The 13,188-nt window shown below is 60.6% G+C and carries 12 protein-coding genes; 10 read left to right on the forward strand and 2 right to left on the reverse strand.

What is annotated here, in order from left to right; all coding sequences use genetic code 11:
• Nucleotides 1-35 precede the first annotated feature (35 nt).
• On the forward strand, nucleotides 36-1,325 hold the full coding sequence (gene cytX / locus ACZRJ6_RS19100) for a putative hydroxymethylpyrimidine transporter CytX (RefSeq protein WP_463969086.1): 1,290 nt from the start codon (nucleotides 36-38) through the stop codon (nucleotides 1,323-1,325).
• Here cytX and ACZRJ6_RS19105 read toward each other — a convergent pair.
• Nucleotides 1,294-2,040 (reverse strand): RsiV family protein, encoded by a 747-nt coding sequence (locus ACZRJ6_RS19105; protein ID WP_463969087.1) that lies wholly within the window; start codon nucleotides 2,038-2,040, stop codon nucleotides 1,294-1,296. The two genes, cytX and ACZRJ6_RS19105, sit on opposite strands and share 32 nt — an antisense overlap.
• A 213-nt stretch (nucleotides 2,041-2,253) precedes the next feature.
• On the opposite strand from ACZRJ6_RS19105, the gene ACZRJ6_RS19110 reads away from it, so the two are divergent.
• The 9 genes from ACZRJ6_RS19110 to ACZRJ6_RS19150 all read left to right on the forward strand — a co-directional run bounded on the left by ACZRJ6_RS19110 (nucleotide 2,254) and on the right by ACZRJ6_RS19150 (nucleotide 11,506).
• A complete protein-coding gene (locus tag ACZRJ6_RS19110; RefSeq protein WP_350614058.1) occupies nucleotides 2,254-2,871 on the forward strand; it encodes an NUDIX domain-containing protein in 618 nt (205 codons plus the stop codon).
• The gene (locus ACZRJ6_RS19115) at nucleotides 2,862-3,311 is read left to right on the forward strand and encodes a DUF1249 domain-containing protein (protein ID WP_133101399.1); all 450 of its coding nucleotides are present in this window, start codon (nucleotides 2,862-2,864) and stop codon (nucleotides 3,309-3,311) included. The genes ACZRJ6_RS19110 and ACZRJ6_RS19115 overlap by 10 nt, the downstream gene beginning before the upstream one ends.
• A 99-nt stretch (nucleotides 3,312-3,410) precedes the next feature.
• Nucleotides 3,411-4,226 (forward strand): 3',5'-cyclic-AMP phosphodiesterase, encoded by an 816-nt coding sequence (gene cpdA, locus ACZRJ6_RS19120; RefSeq protein WP_463969088.1) that lies wholly within the window; start codon nucleotides 3,411-3,413, stop codon nucleotides 4,224-4,226.
• Between the two features lie 49 nt (nucleotides 4,227-4,275).
• Nucleotides 4,276-4,884: a YqiA/YcfP family alpha/beta fold hydrolase gene (locus ACZRJ6_RS19125; protein ID WP_463969089.1), complete on the forward strand. Its 609-nt coding sequence runs from the start codon at nucleotides 4,276-4,278 to the stop codon at nucleotides 4,882-4,884.
• Between the two features lie 44 nt (nucleotides 4,885-4,928).
• Nucleotides 4,929-6,833 (forward strand): DNA topoisomerase IV subunit B, encoded by a 1,905-nt coding sequence (parE, locus tag ACZRJ6_RS19130; RefSeq protein WP_463969090.1) that lies wholly within the window; start codon nucleotides 4,929-4,931, stop codon nucleotides 6,831-6,833.
• On the forward strand, nucleotides 6,833-7,828 hold the full coding sequence (locus ACZRJ6_RS19135) for an esterase-like activity of phytase family protein (RefSeq protein WP_463969091.1): 996 nt from the start codon (nucleotides 6,833-6,835) through the stop codon (nucleotides 7,826-7,828). The genes parE and ACZRJ6_RS19135 overlap by 1 nt, the downstream gene beginning before the upstream one ends.
• Complete coding sequence (locus ACZRJ6_RS19140) at nucleotides 7,825-8,346, forward strand: retropepsin-like aspartic protease family protein (RefSeq protein WP_149411172.1); 522 nt, start codon at nucleotides 7,825-7,827, stop codon at nucleotides 8,344-8,346. The genes ACZRJ6_RS19135 and ACZRJ6_RS19140 overlap by 4 nt, the downstream gene beginning before the upstream one ends.
• A 10-nt stretch (nucleotides 8,347-8,356) precedes the next feature.
• Nucleotides 8,357-10,621, forward strand: a complete 2,265-nt coding sequence (gene parC, locus ACZRJ6_RS19145; RefSeq protein WP_463969092.1) for a DNA topoisomerase IV subunit A — start codon at nucleotides 8,357-8,359, stop codon at nucleotides 10,619-10,621.
• A gap of 177 nt (nucleotides 10,622-10,798) precedes the next feature.
• Nucleotides 10,799-11,506, forward strand: coding sequence for a PqiC family protein (locus ACZRJ6_RS19150; RefSeq protein ID WP_463969093.1), 708 nt, complete (start codon nucleotides 10,799-10,801; stop codon nucleotides 11,504-11,506).
• A gap of 91 nt (nucleotides 11,507-11,597) precedes the next feature.
• On the opposite strand, the gene ACZRJ6_RS19155 is transcribed toward ACZRJ6_RS19150, so the two are convergent.
• The gene (locus tag ACZRJ6_RS19155) at nucleotides 11,598-13,121 is read right to left on the reverse strand and encodes an AhpA/YtjB family protein (protein ID WP_463969094.1); all 1,524 of its coding nucleotides are present in this window, start codon (nucleotides 13,119-13,121) and stop codon (nucleotides 11,598-11,600) included.
• Nucleotides 13,122-13,188: the final 67 nt, after the last annotated feature.

The raw sequence follows: 13,188 nt of genomic DNA on the forward strand, positions 1-13,188 counted from the left end.
CAGCTTGTAGCTATCATCCCTCTGAGATAACACCCTTGAGCATTCAACCCAGCACCTATTCCCCAGACATCGCAGTGCCGGCTGACAAGCGCGTCTTCGGTGCCCGCGATCTCTTTTCCTTATGGTTCTCACTCGGCATCGGCCTGATGGTTCTGCAAACCGGCGCGCTGTTGGCGCCGGGTCTGGGATTGTCCGGTTCGCTGCTGGCCATTTTCCTCGGCACTCTGGTTGGCGTGCTGTTGCTGGCCGCCGTCGGCGTGATCGGCAGCGACACCGGCCTGTCCTCCATGGCCGCTCTCAAGCTCAGCCTCGGCGCAAAAGGCGCAAGCCTGCCGGCGCTGTTGAACCTGCTGCAGCTGATCGGCTGGGGCTCGTTTGAAATTATTGTGATGCGCGATGCTGCGAGTTTGTTAGGCACTCGGGCGTTCAGCGAAGGCAGCCTGTTGGCTAGCCCGTTGCTCTGGACTCTATTCTTTGGCGGGCTCGCTACCTTGCTGGCCGTCTGCGGTCCGCTGACCTTCGTGCGGCAGATCCTGCGCAAGTGGGGCATCTGGCTACTGTTGGCCGCCTGCTTATGGCTGACCTGGAACCTGTTCGCCAAAGCTGACCTGGCCACACTTTGGGCCCAGGCCGGCGACGGTTCGCTGCCGTTTGCCGTGGGCTTTGATATTGCCATCGCCATGCCGTTGTCCTGGCTGCCGCTGATCGCCGATTACTCGCGCTTCGGCAAGCGGGCGAAAAATGTCTTTGGCGGTACGGCCCTGGGCTTTTTTATCGGTAACTTCTGGCTGATGAGCCTGGGCGTGGCCTACACCCTGGCGTTCGCGCCGAGTGGTGAAGTAAATGCCTTGTTGCTGGCCTTGGCCGGGGCAGGCCTAGGGGTTCCGCTGTTGCTGATTCTTCTGGATGAATCGGAAAATGCCTTCGCTGATATTCACTCGGCGGCGGTGTCCAGCGGGATTCTGTTGCGCTTGAAAGTCGAGCACCTGGCGTGGGCCATCGGCGTCATCTGTACGCTGATCGCCTGCTTCGCGCCGCTGGCCCAGTACCAGAACTTCCTGCTGTTGATCGGCTCGGTATTCGCGCCGCTGTTTGGCGTGGTGCTGGTGGATCACTTCATCTTGCGTCGCCGAGGCTCAGCGGCGGTTGCAAGCCTGCGTTGGCCGGCGCTGCTGGCTTGGCTCGGCGGTATCAGCACCTATCACTTGCTGGCCAATCTCTATCCGGACATCGGCGCCACCCTGCCGGCGCTGGTGCTGGCAGGGCTGCTGCAATTTATCCTCGGCCGGGCCTTCAGTGGCGCACGGGCACCAGTTCGGGCTTGATGATGTCATCCAGGCGCGAGTAGGGGATTTGCAGTTCGACATGGCCCATGGCGTATGGGGCGATGGTGGTGGTGGGGTACTTGAGGATCACGCCACCATAGGTTAGCGCCACGTTCGGGGTTTTCTGGAATGGCCAGGTTTTCACGTAGTCCGGTTCCAGGCCCAGGCGGGTGCTGATCAGCCAGCTGTTGTGGGCCACTTGCGCGGCCTTCCAGAACGCCTCTTCCTTGCCGGGTAACAGCATGTCCGGCAGGGTCAAGGCTTTCTGTTGCTGGCGCGAGTAGTTGATAAACCCACGGCCCGGCTCGCCATGGGCGCCACCGGTGTCCAGGTAACTGGACAACTCGATGATCACCAAGCCGTCATGCTGCTCCCGTACCTTGGCTTGCAAATACATGCTGTTGCGTGGGCCGGATGTGCGCAGGAACTGCTCACGATAGGCCGCAAGGGTCGTTGGCAGCGCTGCGCCCGGCGTGGTGCGGGTCATCTCCAGTAAACGCTGCTCGATCAATCCATCCAACTTGGGCTCTTTGGCGAAATGCACTGTGTCGATGTTCACCAGCGGGCAATCGGCAGTGGCGCAACCGGGTTGGGTTTGCTCAGAGGCGTCACGAGTGGTTTCCAGTGGCGCGCGATAGCTGGGTTGGAACAGGCTCTGGCAAGCGCCGAGGGTCAATGCAATACAGGCCAGGGAGGCGACTTTTAAAAGCGACATGTGCGTCCTTCATAAATCGGAGAAGAGCGAAAGATATGGGGCTTCGACTGCCAGCATCGCAGTCAGTTCGCCACTAAGCTGAATACAGTGAGTTTGACGCCAGCCGTCTATCCCGGCAACCGGAAAGGGGCTGCACCCATAGGCACGAGCGCGTTAGGATGGCGCGATGCCGAGGCTAGCCTCGAAACCGCACGGCTATAAACGAGGGTTGATATGACGGACATTGCGAAATCGACGCCGAGCAAGATAGAGATCGTTCAGCGCGACAATGCCTACCAGGGCTTCTACAAGCTTGATCACGTGCAACTGCGCCATGAGCTGTTCGAGGGTGGCATGAGCCGGGTGATCAGCCGTGAAGTCTTCGTCCGTCATGATGCGGTGTGCGTGCTGCCTTACGATCCGCAGCGCGATGAAGTGGTACTGATCGAGCAATTTCGTGTCGGCGCCATGGGTCGGACCAACAACCCGTGGCTGGTGGAGATGGTTGCCGGCCTGATCGACAAGGACGAGCAACCGGAGGAGGTTGCGCACCGCGAAGCCGAGGAGGAAGCTGGGTTGACCTTCTCCGCGCTGTGGCCGATCACTAAATATTTCCCGTCGCCGGGTGGCAGCACCGAATACGTCCACCTGTTCCTGGGGCGTTGCGAGAGTGCCGGGGCCGGTGGCGTCCATGGGCTTGAAGAAGAAGCAGAAGACATCCGCGTCACCGTCTGGGCCTTCGAAGACGCTCTGCAAGCGGTACGTGACGGCAAGATTTCCAACGCAGCCAGCATTATCGCCCTGCAATGGCTTGCGCTTAATCGCGCGGAAGTGAGGGGGTTATGGCAGTAAAGGCACGAGAACGTTATCGGGTTGACCTGGTCGGGTTGCAAGCGGCTTGCGAGGCCAACTATGCACGGCTGATGCGGCTGCTCCCGGATATGCGTCACGCCCCCGAGGCGCGGCGCATTGCCGTGACCCACGGCGACCAGATGCTCGGCGTGCTGGCTCTGGAAGTGCTGCTGACCTGCCCGTACACCACCACCCTGCGGGTGCGCCAGGAACACAGCCTGCCGTGGTTGCCGGTGCCGCAACTGGAAGTTCAGGTGTATCACGATGCGCGAATGGCCGAAGTGGTCAGTGCCGAACATGCGCGGCGCTTTCGCAGCATCTATCCTTACCCTAATGTGTTCATGCACCAGCCCGATGAGAAAGCACAGCTCAATGTGTTCCTCGGTGAATGGTTGAGCCACTGTCTGGCCCTGGGCCATGAGTTTGAAGTCGTTCGGTAGATGTGAACTGCGCCCGCTTCATGGGTTTCCTCTTTGTGTCCTGCCCCAGCATAATTGCGCCAAATGTCCATTCCTGTGATCACGCCCTGGGAGAACGCCTTGCCGAGCGTATCCGCCTTGAATCCTGACGCTTCGGCGTTGCTGGTGCAGTTGTCCGACAGCCATCTGTTTGCCGAGGCCGACAGTACGCTGCTGGGCATGAACAGCCGCGACAGCCTGCAGCGGGTGATCGACCTGGTGCGGGCTCAACAACCGCAGATTGATCTGTTGCTGGCCACTGGTGACCTGTCCCAGGACGGCACGCTGGAGTCTTACCAACAGTTTCGCGACATGACCCGGCAGATTTCGGCGCCGGCGCGCTGGATTCCAGGCAATCACGACGAGCCGCACATCATGCTGCAGGCAACGGTGAACAGCGCGTTGCTGGAGCCGGTGGTGGATGTGGGCAACTGGCGTGTCACCTTGCTGGACTCGGCGGTGCCGGGCTCCGTGCCGGGTTACTTGCAGGACCAGCAACTGCAATTGCTCGCGCGATCCTTGAGTGAAGCGCCTAGCCGCCATCACCTGGTGTGCTTGCACCATCACCCAGTGTCCATCGGCTGTGCGTGGATGGAGCCCATAGGGCTGCGTAATCCCGAGGCACTGTTTGCTGTGCTGGACCGTTTCCCTCAGGTGAAAGCGCTGCTTTGGGGTCATGTGCATCAGGAAATCGACCGCGAACGCAATGGAGTGCGCTTGCTGGCGTCGCCGTCCACCTGTATCCAATTCGCTCCCGGCAGCGAGGATTTCAAGGTCAGCGAAGAGGCACCAGGCTATCGCTGGTTGCGCCTGCATGCCGACGGACGGCTTGAAACCGGCGTTGAGCGCGTCGAAGGCTTTGAGTTTCAGGTGGATTACGGTAGCAACGGCTACTGAGATTTCCCTGTAAACTGCGTCTCTTTGGCTGAAGCACGGAGAGCCCGGTATGCCCGCTTCGATCTTGTATATCCACGGTTTCAATAGCGCGCCTGCGTCCAACAAGGCCAGCCAACTGATCACCGTAATGGACAGCCTCGGTCTGGCTGATCAGCTGCGGGTACCGGCCCTGCATCACCACCCCCGCCAGGCTATCGCCCAGCTGGAGCAGGCGATCAGCGAGCTGGGGCGGCCACTGCTGGTCGGCAGCTCACTCGGCGGCTACTATGCAACCCATCTTGCCGAACGCCATGGCCTCAACGCCTTGCTGGTCAACCCGGCCGTCAGCCCGCATCGGATGTTCGACGGTTACCTGGGCACCCAGAAGAACCTCTACACCGATGAGACCTGGGAACTGACCCACGATCACGTGGCAGCCCTGGCCGAGCTGGAAGTCCCGGCGCCCCAGGATGCCCAGCGTTATCAGGTGTGGTTACAGACCGGCGACGAAACCCTGGATTATCGCCACGCCCAGCAGTATTACCGGGCCTGTGCCTTGCGCATCCAGGCCGGTGGCGACCACGGTTACCAGGGTTTTGCCCGGCAGTTGCCGGCGCTGTTGAGTTTTGCCGGCATTGGCGCGGATCAGTATCAATCCTTCGATTTTTTAGCACTATGAAATCGCAGGTTACTTTTTAATCGAACGACTCACTACGAGACCCCATGGCCACTCCCAGCGCTAGCTCTTATAACGCCGACGCCATCGAAGTCCTCTCGGGCCTCGACCCGGTGCGCAAACGTCCCGGTATGTACACCGACACCAGTCGGCCGAACCACCTTGCCCAGGAAGTCATCGACAACAGCGTCGATGAAGCCTTGGCCGGGCACGCCAAGTCGGTACAAGTCATCCTCCACGCCGACCATTCACTGGAAGTCAGCGACGATGGTCGCGGCATGCCGGTGGACATTCACCCGGAAGAGGGGGTGTCGGGCGTCGAGCTGATCCTCACCAAGCTCCATGCTGGCGGCAAGTTCTCCAACAAAAACTACCAGTTCTCCGGCGGCTTGCACGGTGTGGGCATTTCCGTGGTCAACGCCCTGTCCCATCACGTACGGGTCAAGGTCAAGCGCGACGGCAACGAATACCAGATGACCTTCGCCGATGGCTACAAGGCCACCGACCTGGAAGTGATCGGCACCGTCGGCAAGCGCAACACCGGGACCAGCGTGTACTTCGTTCCGGACCCGAAATACTTCGATTCACCAAAGTTCTCTATCAGCCGCCTCAAGCACGTACTCAAGGCCAAGGCTGTTCTGTGCCCGGGCCTGCTGGTCAGCTTCGAAGACAAAGGCACCGGCGAGAAAATCGAGTGGCACTACGAAGACGGCCTGCGCTCTTACCTGGAAGATTCGGTCTGCGAGTTCGAACGCCTGCCCAACGAGCCGTTCTGCGGCAGCCTGGCTGGTAATAAAGAGGCCGTGGATTGGGCCTTGCTGTGGTTGCCCGAAGGCGGTGACAGCGTTCAGGAAAGTTACGTCAACCTGATCCCTACTGCTCAAGGCGGCACCCACGTCAATGGTTTGCGCCAAGGCCTGCTGGATGCCATGCGCGAGTTCTGCGAATACCGCAGCCTGTTGCCGCGGGGCGTGAAGCTGGCACCAGAAGACGTCTGGGAGCGGATCGCTTTCGTCCTGTCGATGAAAATGCAGGAGCCGCAATTCTCCGGCCAAACCAAGGAACGTCTGTCGTCCCGTGAAGCCGCAGCGTTTGTTTCTGGTGTGGTCAAGGACGCCTTCAGCCTGTGGCTCAACGAGCACCCGGAACTGGGCCTGGCCCTGGCGGAACTGGCGATCAACAACGCGGGCCGTCGTCTCAAGGCGAGCAAAAAGGTCGAACGCAAGCGCATCACCCAGGGGCCGGCACTGCCCGGCAAACTGGCTGATTGTGCTGGGCAAGACCCTATGCGTTCCGAGCTGTTCCTGGTGGAAGGTGATTCCGCCGGTGGTTCGGCCAAGCAGGCGCGGGACAAGGAGTTCCAGGCGATCCTGCCGCTGCGGGGCAAGATCCTCAACACCTGGGAAGTCGACGGCAGCGAAGTGCTGGCCAGCCAGGAAGTACACAACATTGCCGTGGCCATCGGTGTAGATCCTGGCTCGGCGGACATTGCCCAACTGCGCTATGGCAAGATCTGCATCCTCGCCGACGCCGACTCCGACGGCCTGCACATTGCCACGCTGCTGTGCGCGCTGTTCGTCCAGCATTTCCGCCCGTTGGTGGATGCCGGTCACATCTATGTCGCCATGCCGCCGCTGTACCGCATCGACCAGGGCAAGGAGATTTTCTACGCCCTGGACGAAGCCGAGCGCGATGGCATCCTTGATCGCCTGGTGGCCGAGAAGAAACGCGGTAAACCACAGGTCACCCGATTCAAGGGCCTGGGTGAAATGAACCCGCCGCAACTGCGGGAAACCACCATGGACCCCAACACTCGGCGCCTGGTGCAGTTGACCCTGGAAGACTTCGCCGCCACGTCGGAAATGATGGACATGCTGCTGGCGAAGAAACGCGCGCCGGACCGCAAGAGCTGGCTGGAGTCCAAGGGCAACCTCGCCGAGGTACTGGGCTGATGCGCAGCGGTTTCGCCCTGGCGATACTGTTGTTGAGCGGGTTAGCGGCAACGATGGTGGTCGCGGCGCCTGTGGCTGAGCTCAAACTGTTGTCCGAGTACCCGGTGGAGGGCATGCGCGGCGGTAACCTGTCGGGCCTGGCCTTGTGCGGCCAGGAGTTGTGGACGGTATCCGATCGCGACGATGAGCAAATTTACCGGCTGGATACCCGCGCCGCTGTCTGGCAGGCCGAAACGGTAAAGATCGACGTACCGCCAGTGCCGGAATCGGGATTGCCCTGGGGCCTGCGTTCACGTACCAAGGCCGTGTCGTTCATTCGCGGTGGCGACCTGGATTTTGAAGGCATTAGCTGCGATGCCGCCGGCAATCGCTACATTGTCAGCGAAGCCCATGCGGCAGTGCTGCAAGTGCCTGCGAGCGGCGCCTCCGGATGGTTGAAAATCGCCCCAGGCATGGTTCGTGAAGCCCGCGCCAGCGGTATGTTGCTGCACTTCAATGCGTTGTTCGAAGGCCTGGCGGTTAACCCCGAAGGCAATCAGATCTGGCTGGCGGCCGAGCGTGAACGCCGGGGTTTGATCTCGATCAAGCGCCCGCAAAGCCTTTGGGATTGTGATGGGCCTTGTGTGTTGTTGAGCGAGGCCGGCCAGGAAATGCAGCCGGCTCAGTTCCCGGGCGCCAAGGCGGTGTCCAAGGACTTTGCCGACCTGGCGCTGTTCAATGGCAAGCTGTTTACCCTGGAGCGCAATGCGTTCCAGATCTGCCGCCGTGATGCGGCGACCGCCCAGGTCGAGTTGTGCTGGTCGTTTGCCGACGAAACCCTCACGCCGAATCGGCGTTATGCACAGGCCTATGGCCTGGCGGAGGCTTTGTTGGTGGACGCCGACGGCGTCTGGGTTGGCATCGACAATAATTTCGGCGCCCGCGCCGATGGTGAAAAGCGGCCGATGGTCTATCGTTTTTCCGCCCCAGTCGGTGGCTGGAGCGCCAAGCCATGAGCCAGCAGCCACCCGGCAAGCGTGCCGGACGTGTGTTGATGTTCGTGGCCTGGGGTGCCGGGCTGTTTTTGGCGACACGGTTTTTTGGGCAGTGGGAAGCGCGTCAGGAAAACCCCAATGCCGTGGTCACCTCCGAGCAACATGAGGGTTATATAGAAGTGAAACTGGTCGGTAACGGCCAGGGGCATTTCGTTGCCAGCGGTCAGATCAACGGCCAGCCGGTGAATTTCATGCTCGACACCGGCGCCACTGATGTGGCGGTACCGGCCGAACTGGCCGAGCGCTTGGGGTTGAAGCGGGGCTTGTCGGTGACCTTGAGCACTGCCAACGGCCGCAGCCAGGGCTATCGCACCCACCTCGATCGCCTGCAGTTGGGCGATATCGTCCTGCGGGACGTCCGCGCACTGGTGGCGCCGGGGCTGGGTGGCGAGCAAGTGCTGTTGGGCATGAGTGCATTGAAACAACTTGAATTTACCCAGCGTGGCGGCACTTTGCTGCTGCGCCAGACCAAACAATGATGAGGCCCGCATGAGTGACATCCTTGCAGACAGCTTAGATGGCGTAGAACGCCGGTCGCTGGCTGACTTCACCGAAAATGCCTACCTCAACTACTCCATGTACGTGATCATGGACCGTGCCTTGCCGCATATCGGCGACGGCCTGAAGCCTGTACAGCGGCGCATTATCTACGCCATGAGTGAGTTGGGCCTGGACGCCGACTCCAAGCACAAGAAGTCGGCGCGTACCGTCGGTGACGTGCTCGGCAAGTTCCACCCCCACGGCGACTCGGCGTGCTACGAAGCCATGGTGCTGATGGCCCAGCCGTTCAGCTACCGCTACACCCTGGTAGACGGCCAGGGTAACTGGGGTGCGCCGGATGATCCCAAGTCCTTCGCCGCCATGCGTTATACCGAAGCGCGGCTGTCGCGCTATTCCGAAGTGCTGCTCAGCGAGCTGGGCCAGGGCACTGCCAACTGGGGCCCCAACTTCGACGGTACCCTCGATGAGCCGCTGGTGTTACCAGCGCGTTTGCCGAATATCCTGCTCAATGGCACCACCGGTATCGCCGTGGGTATGGCCACCGACGTGCCGCCGCACAACCTGCGGGAAGTTGCCACCGCCTGCGTGCGCTTGCTGGATGAACCCAAGGCCACGGTCGAGCAGCTTTGCGAACATATCCAGGGCCCGGACTACCCGACCGAAGCGGAAATCATCACGCCGCGCGTCGACCTGCTGAAAATGTACGAAACCGGTAAGGGGTCGGTGCGCATGCGCGCCGTGTACCACATCGAAGACGGCGACATTATTGTCACCGCGCTGCCGCACCAGGTGTCCGGCGCCAAGGTGCTGGAGCAGATCGCCGCGCTGATGCAGTCCAAGCCGTCGAAGCTGCCGCAAGTCGCTGACCTGCGTGACGAGTCCGACCACGAAAACCCATGCCGCATCGTGATCATCCCGACCAACAACCGGGTTGACCACGAAGTGCTGATGCAGCACCTGTTTGCCAGCACCGAGCTGGAATCCAGCTACCGGGTCAACATCAATATCATCGGCCTGGACGGCAAGCCACAGCTCAAGAACCTGCGGGCGCTGCTGGTGGAGTGGCTGGAGTTCCGCGTGCAGACCGTGCGCCGCCGCCTGCAATACCGACTGGACAAGGTCGAGCGTCGCCTGCATCTGTTGGACGGTTTGCTGATTGCCTACCTCAACCTGGATGAAGTCATTCATATCATCCGCACCGCCGAGCATCCGAAGGCCGAGCTGATCGCGCGCTTCGAGCTGAGCGAGATGCAGGCTGACTACATCCTCGACACCCGCTTGCGTCAGTTGGCGCGACTGGAAGAGATGAAGCTGCGGGACGAACAGGACGCGCTGCTCAAGGAGCAAGCCAAGCTGCAGGCCTTGCTGGGCAGCGAAGCCAAACTGAAGAAGCTGGTGCGGACAGAACTGATAAAAGACGCCGAAACCTATGGCGATGACCGCCGCTCGCCAATTGTCCAGCGTGCCGAAGCCAAGGCCCTGACCGAAACCGAGTTGCTGCCCAACGAGAAAATTACCGTCGTTCTGTCGGAAAAGGGTTGGGTTCGTTCAGCCAAGGGGCATGATATTGACGCCACTGGTTTGTCCTATAAGGCTGGCGACGGGTTCAAGACCTCTGCCGCCGGGCGTTCCAACCAGTTTGCGGTGTTTATCGACTCCACCGGTCGCAGTTATTCGGTACCGGCTCATACCTTGCCTTCGGCGCGGGGGCAGGGCGAGCCGTTGACTGGGCGTCTGACGCCGCCGCCAGGGGCGAATTTCGAATGCGTGTTGGTGCCGGAAGATGATTCGCTGTACGTCATTGCCTCCGACGCCGGTTATGGATTCGTGGTCAAGGGTGAAGACCTGCAGGCCAAGAACAAGGCTGGCAAGGCTTTGCTGAGTTTGCCGAACAACGCCAAGGTGATCCTGCCGCGTCCGGTCAGTGACCGTGAAGGTAATTGGCTGGCATCGGTGACCACCGAAGGCCGCTTGTTGATCTTCAAGATCAGCGATCTGCCACAGTTGGGTAAAGGCAAGGGCAACAAAATTATCGGTATTCCCGGTGAGCGGGTGGCCAGTCGCGAAGAGTACGTGACCGATATTGCGGTGATCCCGGAAGGCTCTACCCTGGTGCTGCAGGCCGGTAAGCGTACGCTGTCATTGCGCCCTGACGACCTGGAACACTACAAGGGCGAGCGCGGCCGTCGCGGGAACAAATTGCCCCGCGGCTTCCAGCGAGTGGACGCATTGCTGGTGGAAACGCCCGCTTAAGGCGATATAGAGCACTCGATCTACGATTTAACCCGTAGATCGACGCTTTCGCGCTGGAGTCATGGCGCATATTCACGGATGATATGGCCTTTCCAGCGCCGGCGTGGCTGAGCGCGTACAGGTTATTTTTAGGTATTACATTGTGGTTTGCCTTGTGGCCGCCACTTGGATGGGATGATGACTGCTCCGCGCCTTCCTTTTATTTTGTTGCTTGCTGGCCTTTTTGGCCTGGCGGGTTGCAGCACACACCAACCTGTGTCGCTGTATCAGCTGGACAGTGGAAGCCCAGCCCAGCCGGCACAAAGTGCCGGTATGGCGGTATTGCTCGGCCCGGTTGTCGTGGCTGACTACCTGCAACGCGAGACCCTGCTGCAACGTCAGAATGATGGCAGCCTGCAAGGTTCCACAGATGGTCGCTGGGCGGGTAGCCTGTCATCGGACATCAATCAGTTGATGCTGCGCCAGGTAGCCGGTCATCTGGACAGTCAGCGGGTGGTGCTGTCACCTGCCCCCACAGGTTTTGCCCCTGATGTGCAGGTGTTGCTGACCATCACGCGCCTGGATTCCGGTGTTTCGCAACCGGCAATTCTTGATGCGCAGTGGCGCTTGATCGACCGTCGCGGCCAAGTGCGGGATAACCGTATCGTGCATCTGCAGGAAGAACACGTCGGCAGCACCGCCTCCCAGGTTCAGGCCCAGGGTGTGTTGTTGCAGCGTCTGGCTGAGCAGTTGTCGGTAGCGCTCAGGCCGTTGGCCAATCAGCCAGCTGTCGCCGAAGCACCGCGCAAGTCGGCCCCGGCACCTGCCAAGCCGGCCGTGCAGGACAAGCCGAAAATCCCGATGGCCTCGCCGATTCGCACCGACATGGAAGTGTTCAGGTTCTGAATTGAACGCAGACAAGACAAGGCCCGCTGACAGCGGGCCTTGTTGTATGTGGGGTATTTATGGCGAAAATTGCTGTTGTGGCGAGTGGGGTTTAACCCTTCGCCCGCGTCTCATGCATTCGCGCCAACTGCCGCTCCAGCATCGATGGGTACGGCTCCATCAAGCGCTCCACACAACTGGCGCCCTCTGGGCTGGCGATGGGCCTGATCCGCGCACGCTGGCGGATCAGGGCGTCATCACTGATCTTGCGTTCCACCAGCAGCAAGTTGCGGCTGTGTTGCGACAAGGCCAGTGCATCCTGGGCGATTTCGGTCAGCAGCAGATCAATCTGGCTCATGCCATACAGGTCGTCACCCACTGTCAGCCCCAGTTGCAGCTGCAAAGTGATGCCGCTGTCGGCGACTTCGATTTGCAGTGCATGGCCCAGGGCTCGCAGCAGCTCGCCGCAGCAGATGGCGTTGGTCAGGTAGTCTTCGCCGCTGTCTTCACTGTGGAACAGCATCAAGGTACTGCCGTCGTTCAGGGTGTGCAGTTCGCTCTGGTACAGCGATGCCGCCTGGTCGAGGCAGTCGCGGTAACGCTCCAGCAGTTCGGTCAGGCGCGCGCGCGGCAAACGACGTAGTTGATCCTGCGCGCCCAGTTGCACGGCCAGTACGGCGCTGTGTTGCGGCTCGGTGTTTTGCGCGGGTGCCGGCTTGGGTGCGGCTACCTGGGCTGATTGCGACTGGTCGCGAAGATCGGCGAACGGGTCTTCATCATCCAGTTCGTCTTCTTCTGCCTTGATCGTCTGACGGGATACCGGCTTGAGCCCGGCCACCGGCGCGCGTTCGTCGAAGTCAGGGTCACGCCCAAAGGCAGGCTTGTCTTCTTCGTAGTCGGTGTCGTCGTACTCAGGCTCTGGTTCAACCTCAGGCACTACTGGTTCCGGGGCGAAGCTGGTGTGCAACTGGCGGGCGAGGTCGCCGATTTCATCCTGGCGGTCGGTGGCCGGGGTGTGTTCGTCGATGTCCCGCAGCCAAATGCGCAGTTGCATCAGGGGCGTGGAGATATGTCGCCCCAGGCGCAAGCTCAAGGCCAGGGACAGGGCCAGCAGGATTGCACTCAAAATGCCCATGCTTTGCAGGCTGATGGTCATTGGCTGCTGGAATTGCTGCATGTCCAGGCTGATGCGCAATTGGCCGGCCTTCACGTCCTGAAAGGTGATATTGCTCTGGTACAAGCCTTCGGCTTCACCCAATAGGCCGTTTTTCGGGCGTTGCCCAGCTTCGGCCATGATCCGGTTGTCTACGCTGTAGATAGCCGCGTGGGCCACCAGCGGGTTCTTGGTCAGATTATTGAGCAGCACGTTGAGGCTGAGAATGTCGTTGGACACCAACAGCTCGGTCGCCGAGGTGGCGGTCTGGGTGGTCAAGCTTTCGCCCAGAGCGTCGGCTTGCTCGTGCATGGCCTGCTTGAATTGCAATCCCATCACGCAGGCGTAGATCACCAGAGCCAGGGCGACCAGGATCACGTTATGGCTGGCGATGCGTAATGCGATCGGTACACGGCGATGGCGCAGTGCCCGGAAGATCAGCAGGAAGAAGTTATCGGTTTTTACTGGCGTGGGCCGGTTCACTTAAGCTCGGCTCTTTAGTCCGTGAAGTTGACGCGCAGTATAGCGACAGGCCCAAGACCGGCAAAGC

Source organism: Pseudomonas sp. C321 (assembly GCF_055407105.1).